This is a genomic window from Streptomyces sp. NPDC001904 (genome assembly GCF_040297005.1).
GTDB lineage: Bacteria > Actinomycetota > Actinomycetes > Streptomycetales > Streptomycetaceae > Streptomyces.
The window spans coordinates 142157-161916 of the sequence record NZ_JBEOYI010000015.1; the positions used below are offsets into that span (position 1 = coordinate 142157).

Annotated in this window: 20 protein-coding genes and 1 pseudogene; 8 read left to right on the top strand and 13 right to left on the bottom strand. The window is 70.3% G+C overall.

The genetic code is table 11. The annotated features are described in order from the left end of the window. The first annotated feature begins 63 nt into the window (after positions 1–63). Both ABT127_RS23740 and ABT127_RS23745 read left to right on the top strand, forming a co-directional pair. A complete protein-coding gene (locus ABT127_RS23740; protein WP_351453469.1) occupies positions 64–1260 on the top strand; it encodes an acyl-CoA dehydrogenase family protein in 1197 nt (398 codons plus the stop codon). Continuing rightward, positions 1257–1661 (top strand): RidA family protein, encoded by a 405-nt coding sequence (locus tag ABT127_RS23745; protein ID WP_351453471.1) that lies wholly within the window; start codon positions 1257–1259, stop codon positions 1659–1661. Before ABT127_RS23740 ends, ABT127_RS23745 begins: the two co-directional genes overlap by 4 nt. A gap of 215 nt (positions 1662–1876) precedes the next feature. On the opposite strand, the gene ABT127_RS23750 is transcribed toward ABT127_RS23745, so the two are convergent. Continuing rightward, positions 1877–2875 (bottom strand): GlxA family transcriptional regulator, encoded by a 999-nt coding sequence (locus ABT127_RS23750; protein ID WP_351453474.1) that lies wholly within the window; start codon positions 2873–2875, stop codon positions 1877–1879. 142 nt (positions 2876–3017) lie between these two features. Between ABT127_RS23750 and ABT127_RS23755 the strand changes: the two genes are divergently transcribed. From ABT127_RS23755 to ABT127_RS23765, 3 genes are all read left to right on the top strand, one after another. After that, on the top strand, positions 3018–3602 hold the full coding sequence (locus ABT127_RS23755; protein WP_351453477.1) for an isochorismatase family protein: 585 nt from the start codon (positions 3018–3020) through the stop codon (positions 3600–3602). Next, the gene (locus tag ABT127_RS23760) at positions 3602–4327 is read left to right on the top strand and encodes an isochorismatase family protein (protein ID WP_351453480.1); all 726 of its coding nucleotides are present in this window, start codon (positions 3602–3604) and stop codon (positions 4325–4327) included. The genes ABT127_RS23755 and ABT127_RS23760 overlap by 1 nt, the downstream gene beginning before the upstream one ends. A gap of 157 nt (positions 4328–4484) precedes the next feature. Continuing rightward, on the top strand, positions 4485–5603 hold the full coding sequence (locus ABT127_RS23765) for a hypothetical protein (protein WP_351453483.1): 1119 nt from the start codon (positions 4485–4487) through the stop codon (positions 5601–5603). A gap of 64 nt (positions 5604–5667) precedes the next feature. Here the strand turns inward: ABT127_RS23765 and ABT127_RS23770 are convergent, their stop codons facing one another. The 7 genes from ABT127_RS23770 to ABT127_RS23800 form a co-directional block, all read right to left on the bottom strand. After that, a complete protein-coding gene (locus ABT127_RS23770; protein ID WP_351453485.1) occupies positions 5668–7029 on the bottom strand; it encodes a beta-propeller fold lactonase family protein in 1362 nt (453 codons plus the stop codon). 269 nt (positions 7030–7298) lie between these two features. Continuing rightward, positions 7299–8828, bottom strand: a complete 1530-nt coding sequence (locus tag ABT127_RS23775; RefSeq protein WP_351453488.1) for a helix-turn-helix domain-containing protein — start codon at positions 8826–8828, stop codon at positions 7299–7301. 73 nt (positions 8829–8901) lie between these two features. Then, on the bottom strand, positions 8902–9099 hold the full coding sequence (locus ABT127_RS23780) for a DUF4236 domain-containing protein (RefSeq protein WP_351453490.1): 198 nt from the start codon (positions 9097–9099) through the stop codon (positions 8902–8904). Between the two features lie 89 nt (positions 9100–9188). After that, entirely contained in the window at positions 9189–9746 is a 558-nt protein-coding gene (locus ABT127_RS23785; protein ID WP_351453493.1) for a YbhB/YbcL family Raf kinase inhibitor-like protein, read from the bottom strand. Further along, positions 9743–10303 carry an isochorismatase family protein gene (locus ABT127_RS23790; protein ID WP_351453496.1) on the bottom strand — a complete coding sequence of 187 codons (561 nt, stop codon included), beginning with the start codon at positions 10301–10303 and terminating at the stop codon, positions 9743–9745. Before ABT127_RS23790 ends, ABT127_RS23785 begins: the two co-directional genes overlap by 4 nt. Positions 10304–10311: 8 nt before the next feature. Beyond that, positions 10312–12072 (bottom strand): MFS transporter, encoded by a 1761-nt coding sequence (locus tag ABT127_RS23795; protein WP_351453498.1) that lies wholly within the window; start codon positions 12070–12072, stop codon positions 10312–10314. A 23-nt stretch (positions 12073–12095) separates the two neighbouring features. After that, positions 12096–12536, bottom strand: coding sequence for a MarR family winged helix-turn-helix transcriptional regulator (locus ABT127_RS23800; protein WP_351453501.1), 441 nt, complete (start codon positions 12534–12536; stop codon positions 12096–12098). 329 nt (positions 12537–12865) lie between these two features. Here ABT127_RS23800 and acnA point away from each other — a divergent pair, with 329 nt between their 5' ends. Further along, positions 12866–15580 (top strand): aconitate hydratase AcnA, encoded by a 2715-nt coding sequence (gene acnA, locus ABT127_RS23805; RefSeq protein WP_351453503.1) that lies wholly within the window; start codon positions 12866–12868, stop codon positions 15578–15580. A 69-nt stretch (positions 15581–15649) separates the two neighbouring features. Here the strand turns inward: acnA and ABT127_RS23810 are convergent, their stop codons facing one another. Then, entirely contained in the window at positions 15650–16216 is a 567-nt protein-coding gene (locus tag ABT127_RS23810) for a DinB family protein (RefSeq protein ID WP_351453505.1), read from the bottom strand. 105 nt (positions 16217–16321) lie between these two features. Between ABT127_RS23810 and ABT127_RS23815 the strand changes: the two genes are divergently transcribed. Next, positions 16322–16975: a dihydrofolate reductase family protein gene (locus ABT127_RS23815; protein ID WP_351453506.1), complete on the top strand. Its 654-nt coding sequence runs from the start codon at positions 16322–16324 to the stop codon at positions 16973–16975. A 13-nt stretch (positions 16976–16988) separates the two neighbouring features. Here the strand turns inward: ABT127_RS23815 and infA are convergent, their stop codons facing one another. From infA to ABT127_RS23835, 4 genes are all read right to left on the bottom strand, one after another. After that, positions 16989–17213 carry a translation initiation factor IF-1 gene (infA, locus tag ABT127_RS23820; RefSeq protein WP_351453508.1) on the bottom strand — a complete coding sequence of 75 codons (225 nt, stop codon included), beginning with the start codon at positions 17211–17213 and terminating at the stop codon, positions 16989–16991. After that, positions 17213–17977 (bottom strand): GNAT family N-acetyltransferase, encoded by a 765-nt coding sequence (locus ABT127_RS23825; protein ID WP_351453511.1) that lies wholly within the window; start codon positions 17975–17977, stop codon positions 17213–17215. The genes infA and ABT127_RS23825 overlap by 1 nt, the downstream gene beginning before the upstream one ends. Positions 17978–18156: 179 nt before the next feature. Next, a complete protein-coding gene (locus tag ABT127_RS23830) occupies positions 18157–18396 on the bottom strand; it encodes a DUF397 domain-containing protein (RefSeq protein WP_351453513.1) in 240 nt (79 codons plus the stop codon). After that, positions 18393–19217, bottom strand: coding sequence for a helix-turn-helix domain-containing protein (locus tag ABT127_RS23835; RefSeq protein WP_351453516.1), 825 nt, complete (start codon positions 19215–19217; stop codon positions 18393–18395). Before ABT127_RS23835 ends, ABT127_RS23830 begins: the two co-directional genes overlap by 4 nt. A gap of 114 nt (positions 19218–19331) precedes the next feature. On the opposite strand from ABT127_RS23835, the pseudogene ABT127_RS23840 reads away from it, so the two are divergent. Next, positions 19332–19742 (top strand): annotated as a pseudogene (locus tag ABT127_RS23840) (ATP-binding protein); the annotation flags it as partial. Between the last annotated feature and the right edge of the window lie 18 nt (positions 19743–19760).

Here is a 19760-nt window from a genome sequence, read left to right on the forward strand (position 1 = left end):
GTCGCGTCGTCCCACCGTATCGTGATGGTGACGACAGTCAACGGGGCGCGATACGGTGGATGCATGGGCAACTTCTCGCTCGACCCCGGTCAGCTCGCCCGGTGTGCGGAGCTGCGCGACCTCGCCCGGCGGCACCTGGCCCCTCTCGCGGAGAAGGGCGAACCGGGCCGGGTCAACCGCCCGCTCGTCGCCGAGCTCGGCCGACTCGGCCTGCTGGAGCGGCTGTTCACGTCCGGGGCGCTCGATCTGTGCCTGATGCGCGAGTCGCTGGCCCAGGTGTCCACGGAGGCGGAGACCGCCCTGGCCCTGCAGGGTCTCGGCGCCCACCCCGTGCACGCCTACGGCACCCGGGCCCAGCGCACCCGCTGGCTCCCGGAGGTCCGCGCCGGCCGAGCGGTGGCGGCCTTCGCCCTGACCGAGCCGGGCGCGGGCTCGGACGCGGCGGCCCTGGCCCTCCGGGCGACAGCGACAGACATCGCGCCCCTGGAGGGGCGCGGGGAACTGCGCGACCAGCCACGACGAGACCCGCACCCGCCCCCACCCCCGCAGAGCTGGCTCCTCAACGGCGAGAAGACCTGGATCTCGAACGCCCCGGAAGCCGACTTCTACACGGTCTTCGCCCGCACCGGAGCCCCCGGAACCCGCGCCGGAGGCGTCACCGCGTTCCTGGTCCCGGCCGACCGCCCCGGCCTGACCGGCACCCCCCTCGACATGCTCTCGCCCCACCCCATCGGCACCCTCGCCTTCGACGACGTCCCGGTCACCACCGACGACGTGCTCGGCGAGCCGGGCGGGGGCTTCCGCGTGGCCATGAACACCCTCAACCTCTTCCGCCCCAGCGTCGGCGCGTTCGCCCTCGGTATGGCCCAGGCCGCGCTCGACGCGACGCTCGCGCACACCGCCCGCCGCGAGGCGTTCGGCGGCCCGCTCAAGGACCTCCAGACCGTGGCCCACCAGGTCGCCGACATGGCGCTGCGCGTCGAGTCCGCCCGGCTGATGGTGTACGCGGCGGCATCCGCGTACGACGAAGGAGCCGACGGCGTACCGCGCCGGGCCGCGATGGCCAAGCTCCTCGCCACCGAGACCGCCCAGCACGTCGTGGACACGGCCGTCCAACTGCACGGCGCGCGAGCCCTGCGCCGCGGCCACCTCCTGGAGCACCTGTACCGGGAGGTGCGCGCGCCCCGGATCTACGAGGGCGCCTCGGAGGTCCAACGTGCCGTCATCGCCCGCGAGTTGTACAAGGAGGCAGCCCCATGAGCCGTGAGCCGAACCGGGTGAACCCGCCCGAACTCTCCCCGCCCACCGGCTTCTCGCACGCCGTCGTCGCCTCGGGCCGCCGTCTCGTCCTGCTCGCGGGGCAGACGGCCCTGGACACGGACGGCAAGATCGTGGGGGAGGACCTGCCCACGCAGTTCACCCGCGCCCTCACCAACCTGCTCACCGCGCTGCGCCACGCGGGCGGCGCCCCCGCGGACCTGGCCCGCGTCACCGTGTACGCGACGGACGTGGCCGACTACCGTGCGCACGCCCGCGAACTGGGCTCCATCTGGCAGAAGTTGGCGGGCCGTGACTATCCGGCGATGGCGGTGATCGGCGTGACCCGCCTCTGGGACGAGGAGGCCCTGGTGGAGCTGGACGGCACCGCGGTCCTGCCCTGACCCGCGGCGCTCACCGGGCGAACCCGGACGTCAGGAACGAGCCCTCGTCCCGCGTCGAGCTGGTCGGACGGCGCGGTCGCGGAGCGCGTCGAAACGGTCATCAGCAGATCCGGGTGCCCGTCCCCGTTCAGGTCGTCGGGATCCGCGGACCCCCGACCCGCCTCCGCATCCCGTGACCAGGACGAAAGCGGCCGGACCGGCCGACCAGGCACGCGTCAGAGCGCCTGCGGAACCCGGAACCGCCGCCGGTACTCCGTCGGTGTCGTGCCCACCCGCCGCCGGAACGCCCGTACCAGCGTGTCCACCGTCCCGAACCCGCAGACGGCCGCGACCCGTTCGAGCGTGGCGTCCGACGACTCCAGTTCGTGCCGGGCCTTCTCCACCCGCACCGACTCGATGTACGCGTGCGGGGTGGTGCCGAGTTCCGTCTTGAAGAGCCGGGTCAGATGGCGGTCGCTGACATGCGCGTACGCGGCGAGATCGGTGACCGTCAGGGGCTCGGCGACATGGCGCAGGATGTGGTGGCGCAGATCCTCGATGCGCCGCGTCGTGGAGACCTGCTCCAGCGGAACGCTGAACTGGCTCTGCCCGCTGGGGCGTTTGAGGTACATCACGAGCTGGCGGGCCACCCGCAGGGCGACCGCCTCGCCGAGGTCGTCGGCGATCAGCGCGAGGGACAGATCGAGGCAGGCGCTGATCCCGGCGCCGGTCCACACATTGCCCTCGCGGATGAAGATCGGGTCGGCGTCGACCGTCACCTCCGGATGATCGGCCGCGAGCTGGGGCGCGGTCGACCAGTGCGTCGTGGCCCGCTTGCCGTCGAGCAGCCCCGCCGCGGCCAGCAGATGCGCGCCCACGCACACGGAGGTGACCCGGTGCGTCCGCGCGGCCAGCACCTTCACCCAGTCGACCAGTTCGGGATCGACGAGGGGCCGCACCCGGCGCTCGGCGTCGAACTCCACGGCCCCCGGCACGATCAGCGTGTCGATGGCACCGGACGCGACCTCGGCGAAGGTGCGGTCCGGCAGGACCCGGACCCCGGCGCCCGTCGTCACCGGGTCCAGGGTCCGGGCGGCGAGCACCACCTCGTACCCCGCGGCCGCGTCGGTCTCGCGCAGGGCGAGCGAGAACACCTCGGGGGGACCGGTGACGTCGAGCAGGTCGACCCCCTCGAAGAGCACGACGACGATCAGCCGCCCGGCCTTGTCCGTCACAGTTCCTCCCACTGCCGCATGTCGGTATCTGCATGTTAGACGTCATTGCAGACGTCCGGGCGGGCTCATAGCGTTAGTGACGCGGCTCGGCGGAACACCACGGGCCGCGCCTCTCCCACGTAACTCCGAAGGCGGTACACCCATGTCCCGAACCACGCTGCGCGAGCTGAACGGCTTCGACCAGACGCCCGCGACGCTGGCCGACTCGACGCTGATCCTGATCGACTTCCAGAACACCTACACCCGGGGCGTCATGGAACTCGACGGCTGGGAGAAGTCCCTCGACGCCGCCGCGCAGCTGCTGGCCCGGGCCCGCGAGGCAGGCACCAAGGTCGTGCACGTCATCAACGACGGCGGCGAGGGCACCCCGTACGACATCCGGGCGGAGATCGGCCAGATCCACCCGAGGGTCGCGCCCGTCGAGGGTGAGGCGGTCGTCGTGAAGCAGGCGCCGAACGCGTTCGTCGGCACCGACCTCGACACGCACCTCAAGGAGGGCCAGGACGTCGTCATCGCGGGCTGGATGACCCACATGTGCGTGGCGTTCACGGCCCAGGGCGCGTTCCTGAACGGCAACCGGCCGACCGTCGTCGCCGAGGCCACCGCGACCCGCTCGCTGCCCGTCGCGGGCACCGACCTCGACGCCTGCCAGGTGCACTACAGCGCCCTCGCCACCATCGCCGACCTCTACGGGGTCGTGGTTCCCACGCAGAAGGAGATCGTCTGATGAAGCTGCTCCGTTCGGCCGCCGCGCTGGGCGCCGCCGCCGTGCTCGCGGCCACCATGACGGCATGCGGCGGAAGCTCCGAGGCCGCCACCCGCACCGACGGCGCCGCGAGCCGGGACCGGGGGCACGAGAAGAACCACGCGAAGGACACGACGACGCTGCGGCAGCTGATGAAGCTGGACGAGACCCCGGCCAAGCTGTCCGACGCCACGCTCGTCCTCGTCGACTACCAGAACGTGTACACCGAGGGCACGATGGAGCTCACCGGCTGGCGCGAGGCGGTCAAGAACACCAGGGCGCTCCTGGACCGGGCCCGCAAGGCGCACACGCCGGTCGTCCACATCGTGGAGAAGGGCTACGACCTGAAGTCGAAGGCGGGCCAGATCATCCCGGCGCTCAAGCCGGCCAAGGGCGAGGCCGTCGTCGAGAAGGCCGTCCCCAACGGCTTCCACGACACGAACCTCGACGCGGAACTCAAGAAGACCGGCCGCGAGAACGTCATCATCGCCGGCTTCATGACCCACATGTGCACCCTGTTCACCACCGAGGGCGCCGTCTACAACGGCTACCACCCCACCGTGATCGGCGACGCCTCCGCGACCCGCCCGCTCCCGGTCGCGGGCAACCCGCGGGGCATCCCGGCCCGGCAGGTGCACGAGGCCGCGCTCGCCACGATCCAGGACCGCTTCGGCGTCGTCGTGCCCCGGCAGCGCGACCTCAAGTAGCCGAGCGGCCCGGCCCCACACGTCCGGCAGGGAAAGAGCGGCCGCTCTTTCCCTGCTCGCCCCTGCCGTCCCCCCCCCATTCCCCCCATCCCCCCAACCGAAGGTTCCCCCCCATGACCGATCAGCAGCTCTCGACATCCCTATGGAGAAAACGAAGATGGCTACGCGCAGAGGTTTTATAGGTGGCGCCACCGGTGTCGGTACGGCGGCCCTGCTCGGCTACTCGGCGACCCCGAGCGCCGCGGACACCGTGTCCGCCACGGCGGTCACCCAGACGCAGGCGCGCGAGTCGATGTTCGCCGTGAACGCGGGGATGCGCGCCAACTACGCGACACTCAAAGCCGAGTTGATCAAGCACCTCTCCCCGGTGGTCGTCGTCCAGAACGACGCCAAGGGCGGCCGGTTCACCCTCGTGACCAAGGACGGGCAGGAGTCCGTCAACCCCGTCTCGCAGACCTTCGAGCTGGCGAAGTCCATCGCCCACACACCGCTCGGCGTCTTCTCGGTGATCGCCTCGTACCTCGCCGACAAGATCCCCAACCTGCCGAACGCCGACCGCATCGACCCGCACGACCTGATGATGGTCGCCTTCAACGACGACACGTCCACCGCCTGGATCGAGCCCCTGAAGGCCTACGCGGCCAAGCTCTCCACGGCCCGCCAGAACCTGCCGTCCGCCGGACTCCCGGCCGCGCTGCAGACGTCCTGCGCCACGATCCTCGACGGCGCCCTGGCGTTCATCAAGACCTCCGTCGCCGCCAAGCACTTCGACATGGCGTCGTTCGAGCAGTTCTCCGGCAGCGTCTACCCGGCCATCCGCACCAACATGGAGCACGCCTCGCAGGCCCAGATCAAGGGCGTGCAGGACATCATGAAGACCTGGCGCGCCAAGGTGGGCGAGGCGGCGTGGGCGGACCTGTACTGCGTGGTGATCTCGCAGTGGACCACCAGCGTGCTCAACCAGAACACCATCATCATCAAGGACTGCATGAACGCGGCGAAGGTCGCCACCCACCTGATCGACCTGCCCGGCCTGGAGCCGCCGGCGGACCCGGTCTTCACCGCGCTCGACAACCTCGCCCGCATCGTGCAGGACAACGTCGCCGCGGAGATGGTGTTCCCGAAGGACACGACCGTCGCCGACGCGCTCAAGGGCCAGCAGGACCTGCTCTCCGACGAGATCCTCAACCAGCTCGGCAGCGTCAACGTGACGGCCCAGGCCGCCCCGCTCTACAACACGGTCGCCACCCCCGGGGTGTGCCCGGTCCGGAAGTAGCCGTACACGCCGACGGCCCGACCGCGCACGCGCGATCGGGCCGACGGTCCGGGCAGGGCCCGGGTCAGGGGCAGGTGACGAGGACGACGGAGACGGCGTGGCAGGTGACGGACGCCGTGTCGTTGGCCGAACCGGGGTCGCTGGGCGCGGAGGCGGTGCGCTGACCGGTGACCTTCACCGGGCCGAGGGTCAGCAGGCTCAGCGGGACGCGGAACGTCTTGCTCACGCTCGCGCTGTCGGCGATGCCGCCGTAGGCGCAGGTGACCGTGGTGCCGGAGGCGGTGCAGCCCGCGGCGAGGTTGGTGGCCTTGGTGCCCGGCGGCAGCTTCGCGGTGAGCGTCGCCGAACCGACCGCCTGGGGGCCGGTGTTGTGGGCGGTGAGCGTGTAGGAGAGGTAGGGCACCAGGATGTTCAGGTGCGGCTGCGCGGTGAGGCGTACGTCGATGTCGGCCCTCGCCGGTGACGGCGCCCCGGCGAAGGCGAGGCCGTAAGGGCCGTCGAATCCACCGATCGTGGTCGTGACCTGGTTGGTCCCGGTGTCGATCGCGGAGACCGTGCCGTCGCTCACGTTGGTGGCGTAGACGGCCGTGCCGGACGGGGCGACCGCGACGCGGGCGGGGCCGTCACCGACCGGGACGGTCGCCGTCACGGCCGCGGTCGCGGTGTCGATCACCTTCACGTCGTCGCTGCCCCGGTCGGCGACGTAGGCCCGCGTGCCCGACGCGTCGAACGCGACGCCGTTGGGACCGCTGCCGACCGCGATGGTCGAACTGACCGTGTCGGTCGCGGTGTTGATGACCGAGACGGTGTTGCCGCCGCTGTTGGTGACGTAGGCGAAGGCCCCCGACGGGCTGACCGCCACACCGGCGGGCGACGACCCGACCGGGACGGTGGAGGTCACCGTGTTCGTGGCGGTGTCGATGACCGAGACCGTGGCCGCGTCGCTGTTGCTGACGTACGCGGTGGCGCCGGACGGAGTGATCGCCACGCCGTTGGGGCCGTTGCCGACCGGGACGGTCGCGGTGACCGCGTCGGTCGCGGTGTCGATGACCGAGACGGTGGTCCCGCCGCTGTTGGTGACGTAGGCGAAGGCCCCGGACGGGGTGACGGCCACGCTGAGGGGGTTGCTGCCGACGGGAACGGTCGCGCCGACCGTGTTGCTGTCCGTGTCGACCACCGAGACGGTGCCCTCGTCGAAATTGGTCACGTACGCGTGCGCGCCCGACGGGCCGACCGCCACACCGACGGGGCTGTTGCCGACGGTGATGCTCTGGGTGACCGTGTTCGTGCTCGTGTCGACCACCGAGAGGGAGTCGCCGTAGAAGTTGGCCACGTACGCCGTCGGGCTCGTGGCGGCCTGCGCGGACCCGGGAAGGGCGGCCACGCCCGTCAGTGCCAGCGCTCCACCGGCGGCGAGAGAGATCATCCGCCGCGAGAATGCGGTGGACCCGGACGGCCTGGAGGGTCTGAAGACAGCACGGAGCAAGGAAGTTCCCCCTTCATCCTGTCCGCCCCGACAGCGGGGCCGGACGACGTCCCGGAATCATCCCGCCCGTTCAACAACTCGGGGGTCACATCTTCACTCTTGTCCGAATACAGCCGACAACTGCCCACAGATGCCACCGCGCCCCTCCCCGCCCCGCCGCTCGGCAGGTCGGAAAGGGGCGCGGGGTCGCTCCGCGCGGATCAGGGGGATCAGATGTCGCGGAACGTCTCGATCTGTGCCCCCACCGAGTTCAGCCGCTCGGCCAGCTCCTCGTAACCGCGGTTGATCACATACACGTTGCGCAGCACCGAGGTGCCCTCGGCCGCCATCATCGCGAGCAGGACGACCACGGCGGGGCGCAGGGCCGGCGGGCACATCATCTCCGCCGCGCGCCAGCGCGTCGGGCCCTCCACCAGGACCCGGTGCGGGTCGAGGAGCTGGAGGCGGCCGCCCAGGCGGTTGAGGTCCGTCAGGTAGATCGCGCGGTTGTCGTAGACCCAGTCGTGGATGAGGGTCTTGCCCTGGGCCGAGGCCGCGATCGCCGCGAAGAACGGGACGTTGTCGATGTTCAGGCCCGGGAACGGCATCGGGTGGATCTTGTCGATCGGCGCCTCCAGTTTGGAGGGGCGGACCGTGAGGTCGACCAGCCGGGTGCGGCCGTTGTCCGCGACGTACTCCGCGGAGCGGTCGTGGTCGAGGCCCATCTCCTCCAGGACCGCGAGCTCGATCTCCAGGAACTCGATCGGGACGCGGCACACGGTCAGTTCGGACTCCGTGACGACCGCCGCGGCCAGCAGGCTCATCGCCTCGACCGGGTCCTCGGACGGCGAGTAGTCGACGTCCACGTCGATCTTCGGCTTGCCGTGCACCGTCAGTGTCGTGGTGCCGATGCCCTCGACCTCGACGCCCAGGGCCTCCAGGAAGAAGCACAGGTCCTGGACCATGTAGTTCGACGACGCGTTGCGGATGACCGTCCGGCCGTCGTGACGGGCCGCCGCGAGCAGCGCGTTCTCCGTCACCGTGTCGCCGCGCTCGGTCAGCACGATCGGGCGGTCCGGGCTGACGTCCCGCGCCACCTGCGCGTGGTACAGCCCCTCGGTCGCCGCGATGTCCAGGCCGAACCGGCGCAGGGCGATCATGTGCGGCTCGATGGTGCGGGTGCCGAGGTCGCAACCGCCCGCGTACGGCAGCTTGAAGCGGTCCATGCGGTGCAGCAGCGGGCCCAGGAACATGATGATCGACCGCGTGCGGCGGGCCGCCACCTCGTCGATGGCGGCCATGTCCAGGTCGGCCGGCGGCACGATCTCCAGGTCGACGCCGTCGTTGATCCAACGGGTGCGCACGCCGATGGAGTTGAGGACCTCGAGGAGCCGGTAGACCTCCTCGATCCGGGCCACGCGGCGCAGCACCGTGCGCCCGTCGTTCAGCAGCGACGCGCACAGCAGCGCCACGCACGCGTTCTTGCTCGTCTTGACGTCGATCGAGCCCGACAACCGGCGCCCGCCGACGACGCGCAGATGCATCGGACCGGCGTAGCCGAGGGACACGATCTCGCTGTCGAGGGCTTCGCCGATCCGGGCGATCATCTCAAGGCTGATGTTCTGGTTGCCGCGCTCGATCCGGTTGACGGCGCTCTGGCTGGTGCCGAGCGCCTCGGCGAGCTGCGTCTGCGTCCAGCCCCGGTGCTGCCGGGCGTCGCGGATGAGCTTGCCGATGCGTACGAGGTAGTCGTCTGCCATGACGTGAACGTTATCTCAGATATGAGATGACGCATTCTGGGGGGCCCATCGGAGTGACGGGACGTCAGTGGTTCTAGCGGCGCTTGGTGGTCGTCTTGCGCCAGCCGAACGGGCCGGGCAGGTCCATGGAGGTCGTGCGACGGCCCGTGCTGCTGTGCGTGTGCTTCGGCCCGTGGGAACCGCCTCCGGTCGTGATCGACCAGGACTTGCGGTTGATGTTGAGCCGCACGCCGGGGAGGATGCGGAAGCTCTTGCGGAATGTGAGGGGCATGGCGTCGTCTCCTTCTGGCTGGTGGCGTCCGAATACCCACCCGCCCCTCGATCAGTCCGCCCCGCCCCCGCAGAGACGCCCCGCGTCCCCTAGCCGCGCTCGTACGTGCCCGTCAGTCGTCCCCGTCCGAGGAGCGGCGCCGTGATCGACGACAGCAGCGCCCGCGGCCGTGCCCCGTCGGCCGCGTCCAGCGGGGCCGACAGCGCGTACAGCAGGAAGACGTACCGGTGCGGTCCGTGGCCCTTGATCGGCCCCGGGCCGTGGTACCCGCGGCCGATGCTCGCGCGCAGCAGCCGCACCCCGGACCCCGGCTGCCGGGCGTCGAGCGCACCGGGCTCCAGTTCGGTGCACGACGGGTCGAGCAGCGCGACGCAGTGCGTGACGGGCCGGGGCAGGGGGATGTCGAGATCCTCCATGACGAGCAGCAGCTGTGCCGTTCCGGCGGGCGGGGTGGTCCAGGTCAGGTGCGGGGAGACGTTCTCGCCGCCGATGTTCTTCGCCGCCTGCCGGGCCGGCATGGGGGCGCCGTCGGTGAAGTCCTGGCTGGTGAGGACCAGGTTCTCGGGGGCCTGGAGGCCGGGGCGGTGCCAGGCGGAGGCCGTTTCGTCGGCCCGGCGGTTCTTCAGGAGCTTGCCCAGCAGCGTCATCGGGTCGCCTCCACCATGTCGATGATCTCCTGCGTGGTGGCGGTCTCGCCCAGCTTGGGGAAGACGCGCCGCACGCTGTGTTCGTGGATGGCCGCGTCGGGGTCGTCCATCGCGTCGGTGGCCAGCACGACGTGGTAGCCGTGGTCGACGGCCGAGCGTGCGGTCGACTCGACGCCGGAACCGGTCGCGACGCCGGTCAGCACGACCTGGGTGACCCCGTGGTCGCGCAGCAGGGTGTCGAGCCCGGTGTCGTGGAACGCGCTGCGCCGCCGCTTCGTGACGGTGAAGTCCCCGGGCCGCGCGCCGAGTTCCTCCACGAGGTCGGCGAAGCCGTCGGGCAGGGCGGTGCCGATCCGGTGCCGCGCGGACTCGGTGCGGCCGGGCGCGACCCCGGTGACGTTGACGAGGATCACCGGCAGGCCGTGCCGCCGGAACGCGTCGGCCAGCCGGGCCGACCGCTCCACGACGGGGTCGAACGGGGACCCGGCCGGGGCGATGCCCTTCTGGAGGTCGATCACGACCAGTGCGGGGGTGGGGTCGATGGTGCTGAGTGCCATGGTGCTGGTTACTCCTGGAGATCGGACGACGCCGGGGCCGGCGTCCTGGGGGAGGGCGAGGTGCTGGACGCCGCCCGGGTGCGCACCCGCCCCGGCCCGCGCAGCAGTGACGCCAGCGCGGCGAGGAGGGCGAGGACCGTGCCGAACGCGAACACGACGACCAGGCCCGAGTGGAAGGGTCCGGAGAGCAGGTGCGGGAAGAACTCGCCGCCGGTCAGGGTCTGCTGCTGCGCCGGGTCGAGGTGGTGCAGGGCGCCGCTGGGCTTGAGCAGGTTCTCCACCGGGTTGACGCCGAGCTGGGCGGCGAACAGCGACGCGACCGGCGGCAGCTCGCCGACCTGCGCGGCGACGTGCGCCGACACGCCCTGCTGCTGGAGGCCCGCGGTGAGGGTCTGCGGGAGGCTCCCGGCCAGGCCCGCGATCATCAGCGAGAAGAACACGCCGATCGACACGGCGGTGCCGGAGTTCTGGAAGGTGGCGCGCATCCCGGAGGCCACTCCGCGCAGCTCGGCCGGGACGCTGCCCATGATGGAGGACGAGTTGGGGGAGGCGAACATGCCGCTCGCTATCCCGTTCAGCGCGATGAGCAGCGCGAAGATCCAGTAGCTGAAGTCGATGGGCAGCGCCATCAGGCCGAGGAAGCTGGCGCCGAAGAGCAGCGCGCCGCTCGTCGCCAGGCCCCGCGAGCCGAACCGGTCCGACAGGTACCCGGACACGGGCCCCGCCGCGAGGAACCCCGCGGTCAGCGGCAGCATGAAGATGCCCGCCCACAGCGGTGTGGCGTCGTAGGCGTAGCCGTGCAGCGGCAGCCAGATGCCCTGGAGCCAGATGATCAGCACGAACTGGAGCCCGCCGCGCCCGATCGAGATGGCGAGGCCCGCCAGGTTGCCGAAGGTGAAGGCACGATTGCGGAAGAGCCCCGGCTGGATCATCGGTGCCGCGACCCGCCGCTCGACGACGACGAAGGCGACGAGCAGCGCGATCCCGCCCACGAGGAGCGCCTGGACCAGCGGGTTCGTCCAGCCCATGGTGTGTCCGCCGTAGGGCTGGAGGCCGAAGGTGACCCCGATCAGGGCCGCGCTCAGCCCGACGCCGAAGGTGATGTTGCCCCACCAGTCGATCCGGCCTCCGCCGTGCCGTCCGGTCTCGCGCAGGGTGCGGTACGCCCACACGGTGAAGAAGAGCCCGACGGGGACGTTCACCCAGAACACCGCGCGCCAGTCCCAGGCCGTCAGCAGCCCGCCGGCGACCAGCCCGATGAACATCCCCGCGAGGGCGGCCACCTGGTTGATGCCGAGGGCGAAGCCGCGCCGCTCCTTGGGGAAGGCGTCGGTGAGGATCGCCGCCGAGTTCGCCGTCAGCATCGACCCGCCGACGGCCTGGAGCACGCGCCAGCCGATCAGCCACACCGCGCCCCGGCCGCCGTCGAAGGGGTCGAAGGAGAGCAGGATCGAGGCGAACGTGAAGACCGCGAACCCGCTGTTGTAGATGCGCACCCGCCCGTACATGTCGCCGAGCCGGCCCACCGTGACCACCAGGACGGCCTGGACCAGCCGGTAGCCCATGATCATCCACAGCAGATAGGCGATGTTGCCCGGCGCCAGCGGGTCCAGATGGATGCCGCGGAAGATCGCCGGGAGGGCGATCAGCACGATGGAGCCGTCCAGCGCGGACATGAAGACCGCGGCGGTCGTATTGGTCAGTGCCGTCCATTTGTACCGCTCGTCGGGGACCCGCTCCGCCATGAGCGTCTCTCCGGGATCCGTCATCGGCCTGCTTCCTCTCAGGGGCCTCAGAGACGCTCGGCCAGCCGCTCGACCAGCGGTGCCACCGCCTGGAGCTGGGCCAGTTCCTCGGGGCTGAAGGCGTCGGAGCCCAGCACCCGGCCGAGCATCTCGACCCGCTCGTTGCGCTTGTCCCGCAGTGCCCGGCGTCCGGCCTCGGTCACGGAGAGGACCATCCGCCGCCCGTCCTCCGGGTCCTGGCTGCGCTCGACGAGGCCGCGCTCGCGCAGCACGCCGAGCGTCGCGCCCATGGCCTGCGCCGTGATCTGCACCTCGCGGGCGAGCGCCGAGGAGGTGGTGGGGCCCAGCCGCTCCAGCCGGGACAGCGCGGTGCGCTGCGGCATCGTCAGCCCGCTCTCGACGGGGACCTGCCGCACGCGCCGCACCAGCACGCTGACGCTCGCGAGCAGGGCGGAGGCGACCGCCTCGGGGTCCGGCTCTTGGTTCATACACTAAGGCTAGTTGATAAGGCTGCCTTAGTAAATCGCCGAGGGTCGGGACGTCCAGCACTGGTGGAGGCCCGGACCGCGTACGACGATGGAAGGGCGGTACGTGGGTACGCGCAGCGGTGAGCCCCGCACGGCACCGCTTGATGGCACCGACGGGTGATGTATTAGAGTTATCTCGACATCGAGATATCTGCCGAGGCGCACGCAGCCGCGCGCCGCTGTCGAGTCCGAAGGTAAGGGTTACCTAACTTAGCCTTACCTTAGCGGATTGGCGACCCGTCGTGGCGGCAGGATGCGGTGGAACGCGCACATATATGAAGGAGACTGTCGTGTCGGCGAACAGCTTCGACGCCCGCAGCACGCTGAGCGTGGGCGACGAGTCGTACGAGATCTTCAGGCTGGACAAGGTCGAGGGCTCTGCTCGCCTTCCCTACAGCCTCAAGGTCCTTCTGGAGAACCTGCTCCGCACCGAGGACGGCGCGAACATCACCGCCGACCACATCCGTGCGCTCGGCAACTGGGACTCCCAGGCGCAGCCCTCGCAGGAGATCCAGTTCACGCCGGCCCGCGTGATCATGCAGGACTTCACCGGCGTGCCCTGTGTCGTGGACCTGGCCACCATGCGTGAGGCCGTGAAGGAGCTGGGCGGCGACCCCGCGAAGGTCAACCCGCTCTCCCCGGCCGAGCTGGTCATCGACCACTCCGTCATCGCCGACAAGTTCGGCACGAAGGACGCCTTCGGCCAGAACGTCGAGCTGGAGTACGGCCGCAACCGCGAGCGTTACCAGTTCCTGCGCTGGGGCCAGACGGCCTTCGACGACTTCAAGGTCGTCCCGCCGGGCACCGGCATCGTGCACCAGGTGAACATCGAGAAGCTGGCCCGCACGGTCATGGTCCGGGGTGGCCAGGCCTACCCGGACACCCTCGTCGGCACCGACTCGCACACCACGATGGTCAACGGCCTGGGCGTGCTCGGCTGGGGCGTCGGCGGCATCGAGGCCGAGGCCGCCATGCTCGGCCAGCCGGTCTCCATGCTGATCCCGCGCGTCGTCGGCTTCAAGCTGACCGGCGAGCTCCCGGCCGGCACCACCGCCACCGACCTCGTGCTGACGATCACCGAGATGCTGCGCAAGCACGGCGTCGTCGGCAAGTTCGTCGAGTTCTACGGTGAGGGCGTCGCCGCCACCTCGCTGGCCAACCGCGCCACCATCGGCAACATGTCGCCGGAGTTCGGCTCCACCGCCGCGATCTTCCCGATCGACGACGAGACCCTGAACTACCTGCGCCTGACCGGCCGTGACGCCCAGCAGGTCGCGCTCGTCGAGGCGTACGCCAAGGAGCAGGGCCTCTGGCTCGACCCGGCCGCCGAGCCCGACTTCTCCGAGAAGCTGGAGCTCGACCTCTCCACGGTCGTCCCCTCCATCGCCGGCCCGAAGCGCCCGCAGGACCGCATCGTCCTCGCGAACGCGTCGCAGCAGTTCGCCCAGGACGTGCGCAACTACGTCTCGGACGACTCCGAGGCGGGCAAGGAGTCCTTCCCGGCCTCCGACGCCCCGGCCGTCTCCAACGGCGTTCCGTCGAACCCGGTCACCGTGACCGCCCCCGACGGCACCACGTACGAGCTGGACCACGGCGCCGTCACCGTCGCCGCGATCACCTCCTGCACCAACACCTCGAACCCGTACGTGATGGTGGCCGCCGCCCTCGTCGCGAAGAAGGCCGTCGAGAAGGGCCTGACCCGCAAGCCGTGGGTCAAGACCACCCTCGCCCCGGGCTCGAAGGTCGTCACCGACTACTTCGACAAGTCGGGTCTCACCCCGTACCTGGACAAGGTCGGCTTCAACCTCGTCGGCTACGGCTGCACCACCTGCATCGGCAACTCGGGCCCGCTGCCCGAGGAGGTCTCGAAGGCCGTCAACGACCACGACCTCGCCGTCACCTCGGTCCTCTCCGGCAACCGGAACTTCGAGGGCCGCATCAACCCCGACGTCAAGATGAACTACCTGGCGTCCCCGCCGCTGGTCGTCGCGTACGCCATCGCCGGTTCGATGAAGGTCGACATCACCAAGGACGCGCTCGGCGTCGACCAGGACGGCAAGCCCGTCCACCTGGCCGACATCTGGCCGACCGAGGCCGAGGTCAACGACGTCGTCGCCAACTCGATCGGCGAGGACATGTTCAACAAGTCCTACTCCGACGTCTTCGCGGGCGACGCCCAGTGGCAGGCGCTGCCGATCCCGACCGGCAACACCTTCGAGTGGGACACCGAGTCCACCTACGTCCGCAAGCCCCCGTACTTCGAGGGCATGACGATGGAGACCACCCCGGTCTCCGACATCCAGGGCGCCCGCGTCCTGGCGAAGCTGGGCGACTCGGTCACCACCGACCACATCTCCCCGGCCGGTGCCATCAAGGCCGACACCCCGGCCGGCAAGTACCTCACCGAGCACGGTGTGGAGCGTCGTGACTTCAACTCCTACGGCTCGCGCCGAGGCAACCACGAGGTTATGATCCGCGGCACGTTCGCCAACATCCGCCTGCGCAACCAGCTCGCGCCGGGCACCGAGGGCGGCTACACCCGCGACTTCACGAAGGAGGACGCCCCCGTCTCCTTCATCTACGACGCCTCGCGCAACTACATCGAGCAGGGCACCCCGCTCGTCATCCTGGGCGGCAAGGAGTACGGCTCCGGCTCGTCCCGCGACTGGGCCGCCAAGGGCACCGCGCTCCTCGGCGTCAAGGCCGTCATCACCGAGTCGTACGAGCGCATCCACCGCTCGAACCTCATCGGCATGGGCGTCCTGCCGCTCCAGTTCCCGGAGGGCCAGAACGCCGACTCCCTCGGCCTGACCGGCGAGGAGACCTTCTCCTTCACCGGCGTCGAGGAGCTGAACAACGGCTCGACCCCGAGCACGGTGAAGGTCACGACCGACACCGGCGTCGAGTTCGACGCGGTCGTCCGCATCGACACCCCCGGCGAGGCGGACTACTACCGCAACGGCGGCATCATGCAGTACGTGCTGCGCAACCTGATCCGCAACTAAGCGGCAGGCACCAGCAGTTGGGGCCGCGTCCCGGGTTCGCCCGGGGCGCGGCCCCTCCGCTTGTCGCCGCTACTGGCCCACCCGGCCGTCGATCCGCTCGCGCAGCAGGTCCGCGTGGCCGCTGTGGCGGGCGTACTCGTCGATGCGGTGCACCAGCAACTCGCGGATCGCGACGTCGTCCCTGCCGACGCGCTCGCCGAGGTCCGTGAACTGCGCCAGCGCCGCGTCCGTCTCCGCCTGCTCGCGCTCCAGGTCGGCGTACGCGGCGTCGACCACGGCCTGCTCGGGCACGGCTCCGTGGAAGTCGGCGTCCTTGGGGCCGTAGAGCTTCGGCAGCGGCTCGTCCAGGGTCAGCCAGGTGCGCCAGTCGCGCTCCACCTCGGCGAGGTGCCGGATCAGCCCGAGCAGGGACATCGTCGACGGCGGCACGGACCGTGTGGCCAGCTGCTCCGGGTCCAGGCCCTCGCACTTCATCCGCAGCGTGATCCGATAGCTCGTCAGGAAGTCGTGCAGCGTGGCCCGTTCGCCCTCGGGCGCGTCGTCGTTGTCGCGCGGGTCGTCGGCCGGGTCGGTCCACATGTCCGGGTACACGGTGGCCTGCGTCCAGCGTTCGGGCTGCCCGTTCGTCTCGATCATGCGCGCAGCATCGCACGGGCGTACGGCGCGTGGAGGTGCGATGAGTTCTCCCGTCCGGCAGAGTCTGACCGGCGACAGTCACCACTCGCGACGACAGGAGCATCCATGAGCGGCCAATTGCTGCGCGTCCAGAACTTCAACGTCTCCGCCGACGGTTTCGGGGCCGGAGGCGAGCAGACCTTCGAGCGGCCGTTCGGGCACGCCGATCCGCGCACCCTGATGGCCTGGTGCGGGGAGACCGCCAGCTGGCTGATGCGCACCGAACCGGGCGGCAGCCGCGGCCTCGACGACTACCTGGTCCGGGACTACGCCCGCAACATCGGCGCCGAGATCATGGGCCGCGGCAAGTTCGGCCCGCAGAAGGGGGCCTGGGAGGATCACGAGTGGCAGGGCTGGTGGGGTGACGAACCGCCGTTCCACACACCGGTGTTCGTCATGACCCACCACACCCGCCCCTCGATCACCCTCTCCGACACCACGTTCCACTTCGTCGACGCCGACCCGGCGACCGTCCTCGCCCAGGCGCGCGAGGCGGCCCAGGGCAAGGACGTCCGGCTCGGCGGCGGGGCCACGGTCATCCGCCAGTTCCTCGACGCCGACTTGATCGACACCCTGCATGTGGCGGTCTCACCGGGCATCGAGCTCGGCTCGGGCTCCCGCCTGTGGAAGTCGCCGGACGAGCTGCGCGACCGGTTCCACGTCGACGTGGTGCCGAGCCCGGGCGGCAGCGTGGTCCACTACCTGGCCTGGCGGAAGTGATCCGCGGGGCCCGTCAGTTGCGGTACCGGTAGAGGATCCGGCCACGCGTCAGGTCGTACGGGCTCAGCTCCACCAGGACCCGGTCGAACGGCAGGATCTTGATGTAGTTCTTCCGGATCTTGCCGCTGATGTGGGCGAGCACCTTGTGCCCGTTCTGCAACTCCACCTGGAACGTGGCGTTGCGCAGGCACTCGGTGACGGTGCCCTCGATCTCGATACCAGGGTTTGTCTTCGGCATCAGTGAAGTACGACCTCCAGATTGGTTCCGACGCGTTCCGCGCCGATGTCGTCGAACAGTGCGGCGGCGGCCGTGTTGGCCGCGCCGGTCTCGGCCGTCGCCGCCCGGACCCCCGACCGGTGCAAGGATCCCAGTACGTCGGCCAGGAGCGCCCGCGCGACCCCGCGCCGCTGCCGGTCCGCCCGTACGGCGAGCAGCCCGATCCTGGGCTGCCGGGGGACCGGTGCCACCCGCAGCAGGCCCACGTACCGGCTGCCCTCGGCGGCCACCGCGTACTTCGTCGGGTCGACCACCGTGGCGTCGTCGAGGCGCGGCAGCACCTCGGCCGGCATCTCCCGCCAGCCGAGGGCGGCCTCGACCTCGGCGCGGACCGTACGGTCCAGCTCGCGCAGGGGGTCCTTCTCCGCCGCGCCGAGGGGGAGGATCGTCACGCCCTCGGGCGGGCGTGCCGCGCCGAGGTTAGTCAGCTCCGGGTCGGTGGGCACGCGGTACACGTGCTCGCGGCGCGCGTGGCTGAATCCCGCCTGCTCCCACCGGGACGTCAGTGCCAGGTCGGCCGCGTCGACCATCGTGTACAGCGGCCTCGGCAGCTCCGCCAGCATGGCCGTGGCCAGGCGGTCGAACGCCGTGTCGTGCCAGGAGTCGATGCTCAGGAACATCCGGCCGTCGTGCCTGCGCCAGGTCTCGCCCCGGCCGACCACCTGATCGTCCTCCAGCGCGTGCCACTGCCCGTCGGCGACGCGCGTGATCTCTGTTGTGTCCATAGGTCTCTGCCTCTCGGAATCGCCCAGTACGGGCGCTCCCGGCGACCTATGTCAGTGGCCGGCCCGTGAGAAGGAGGAGAGCACCCACGTGCGTACTGCGGTCATGGGTCCCACCTCCTCGGGCTGCATCACGGTTCGGGCCAGACAGTAAGCGCCGCGATGCCGTCCCGTCCACACAATTAAGCGCGGGGCAGCTCCAGGAAGGCGGCCCAGGCGCCCGGGGCGACCGTGAAGTGGGGGCCTGCGGTGTTCTTGGAGTCGCGGATGTGGATGGCGGTGGGGTGGGTTGCTACCTCGACGCAGTCTCCGCCTTCGCTGCCGCTGTAGCTCGACTTCCGCCAGTCGTAGGCGACTTCGAGGCACTGGCCGCCTTCATCGCTGCTGTAGCTCGACTTGAACCAGTTCCTTGTGGTCCTCATTGCTCTCCTAGCAGCCGGTCCAGCAGGCCCTTGGTTGCCTCGGGGCTGAGAGCCTGTGACCGCAGCATCGCATACTTGCGTTCCAGGACGGAGACCTCGCCTGGGTCGGAAACCCACTGGCTGCCGCGCTGGGACTCGGTGTATGCGAGGTGCTGATGCTCCGAGGTCTCCAGAAGGGTGAACGGGCCTGCGGTTCCAGCGTTCTCCGGTGCGTCGAGCGCCAGTACCTGCAAGGACAAGCCGGGAAGATTGGCGCACTCACGCAAGAAGCTCAACTGGTCTCTGCGTACGAGGGGTTCGGCGATCGCCATCTTCAGCGCGGGCTCCCACACGACGAAGCTGAGCGTCGGCGGACACTTGCGGTGCAGGATCTCCTGCCGCTCCGCGCGCCCCGCCACCTTGGTCTCGATCTCGTCCTCGTCGTACGCGGGTACCCGCTGCCCGAGCAGCGTCCGCGCGAACTCCGGGGTCTGGAGGAGGCCGGGCACGACAAGGGTGTCGTACCAGGACAGGGCGATGGCTTCACGCTCGTGCTGGATGTACGACTCCGCCCAGAGGGGGAACTGGTCGATCTCCGGCATGTTCGCCACCGTGACCGCCAACGCCCCCTTGGTATCCAGAACTTGGTCCATCAACCCGGCAGTGTCCAGCGGCAAAGGCCGCCTGCCCTGCTCATAAGCCGCAATGGTCGACTCGGCGATCACCAGCCGGGCCCCCAGCGTCGCCTGCGTGAACCCGGCGGCCTTTCGGAACAGGGCGAGCAGCTCACCGACCATCCTCAACGCCGACGGATTCTTCGGCGGACGCTTCCCAGGGCTCATGACGGTCAATCTCCCCGCCCCCGCTCTCCGTCGACCCCATTGGCACCCCGACAGAAAATCTGTCGGGGTCCACGTACTGTCCCGAGTGAATCACTCTCCGCGACATTTCCGACCATGAACCCGGAATATCGCGAACGCTTCTACCGCCGCGAACGCCAGTCGGTCCCGGCGGCCCGCGACTTCACCCAGGCCGCCCTCGTGGCTTGGCGAAAGACAACCCGAGCGGACGAAATCCTGCTCTGCGTAAGCGAGTTGACGACGAACGCCCTCCTCCACGGAGTGCCGCCCGGCCGGGGCTTCCTCCTGAGGATCACGCACGACGAGGTCGAGGACACCGTCCGCGTCGAGGTCCACGACAGCGGCACCGGCACCCCCGCCGTCCCCGTCCCCCAGCGGAGCGCCACCGCCGAGAACGGCCGGGGCCTGCTCCTCGTGGAGGCGCTGGCCGACAAGTGGGGCGTGGGGGAGCGGGACCCCGGCAAGGAGGTGTGGTGCGAGTTCGGACCGGGAACGGCGCAGGCCCCGCCGGAAGATCCCGACGGG

What these genes read in the sequence shown, in the direction of transcription:
- ABT127_RS23740 (WP_351453469.1), top strand. Translation starts at nt 64, where the DNA reads ATGGGCAACTTCTCGCTCGACCCCGGTCAGCTCGCCCGGTGTGCGGAG.
- ABT127_RS23745 (WP_351453471.1), top strand. Translation starts at nt 1,257, where the DNA reads ATGAGCCGTGAGCCGAACCGGGTGAACCCGCCCGAACTCTCCCCGCCC.
- ABT127_RS23755 (WP_351453477.1), top strand. Translation starts at nt 3,018, where the DNA reads ATGTCCCGAACCACGCTGCGCGAGCTGAACGGCTTCGACCAGACGCCC.
- ABT127_RS23760 (WP_351453480.1), top strand. Translation starts at nt 3,602, where the DNA reads ATGAAGCTGCTCCGTTCGGCCGCCGCGCTGGGCGCCGCCGCCGTGCTC.
- ABT127_RS23765 (WP_351453483.1), top strand. Translation starts at nt 4,485, where the DNA reads ATGGCTACGCGCAGAGGTTTTATAGGTGGCGCCACCGGTGTCGGTACG.
- ABT127_RS23770 (WP_351453485.1), bottom strand. Translation starts at nt 7,029, where the DNA reads ATGATCTCTCTCGCCGCCGGTGGAGCGCTGGCACTGACGGGCGTGGCC.
- ABT127_RS23775 (WP_351453488.1), bottom strand. Translation starts at nt 8,828, where the DNA reads ATGGCAGACGACTACCTCGTACGCATCGGCAAGCTCATCCGCGACGCC.
- ABT127_RS23780 (WP_351453490.1), bottom strand. Translation starts at nt 9,099, where the DNA reads ATGCCCCTCACATTCCGCAAGAGCTTCCGCATCCTCCCCGGCGTGCGG.
- ABT127_RS23785 (WP_351453493.1), bottom strand. Translation starts at nt 9,746, where the DNA reads ATGACGCTGCTGGGCAAGCTCCTGAAGAACCGCCGGGCCGACGAAACG.
- ABT127_RS23790 (WP_351453496.1), bottom strand. Translation starts at nt 10,303, where the DNA reads ATGGCACTCAGCACCATCGACCCCACCCCCGCACTGGTCGTGATCGAC.
- ABT127_RS23795 (WP_351453498.1), bottom strand. Translation starts at nt 12,072, where the DNA reads ATGACGGATCCCGGAGAGACGCTCATGGCGGAGCGGGTCCCCGACGAG.
- ABT127_RS23800 (WP_351453501.1), bottom strand. Translation starts at nt 12,536, where the DNA reads ATGAACCAAGAGCCGGACCCCGAGGCGGTCGCCTCCGCCCTGCTCGCG.
- ABT127_RS23810 (WP_351453505.1), bottom strand. Translation starts at nt 16,216, where the DNA reads ATGATCGAGACGAACGGGCAGCCCGAACGCTGGACGCAGGCCACCGTG.
- ABT127_RS23815 (WP_351453506.1), top strand. Translation starts at nt 16,322, where the DNA reads ATGAGCGGCCAATTGCTGCGCGTCCAGAACTTCAACGTCTCCGCCGAC.
- infA (WP_351453508.1), bottom strand. Translation starts at nt 17,213, where the DNA reads ATGCCGAAGACAAACCCTGGTATCGAGATCGAGGGCACCGTCACCGAG.
- ABT127_RS23825 (WP_351453511.1), bottom strand. Translation starts at nt 17,977, where the DNA reads ATGGACACAACAGAGATCACGCGCGTCGCCGACGGGCAGTGGCACGCG.
- ABT127_RS23830 (WP_351453513.1), bottom strand. Translation starts at nt 18,396, where the DNA reads ATGAGGACCACAAGGAACTGGTTCAAGTCGAGCTACAGCAGCGATGAA.
- ABT127_RS23835 (WP_351453516.1), bottom strand. Translation starts at nt 19,217, where the DNA reads ATGAGCCCTGGGAAGCGTCCGCCGAAGAATCCGTCGGCGTTGAGGATG.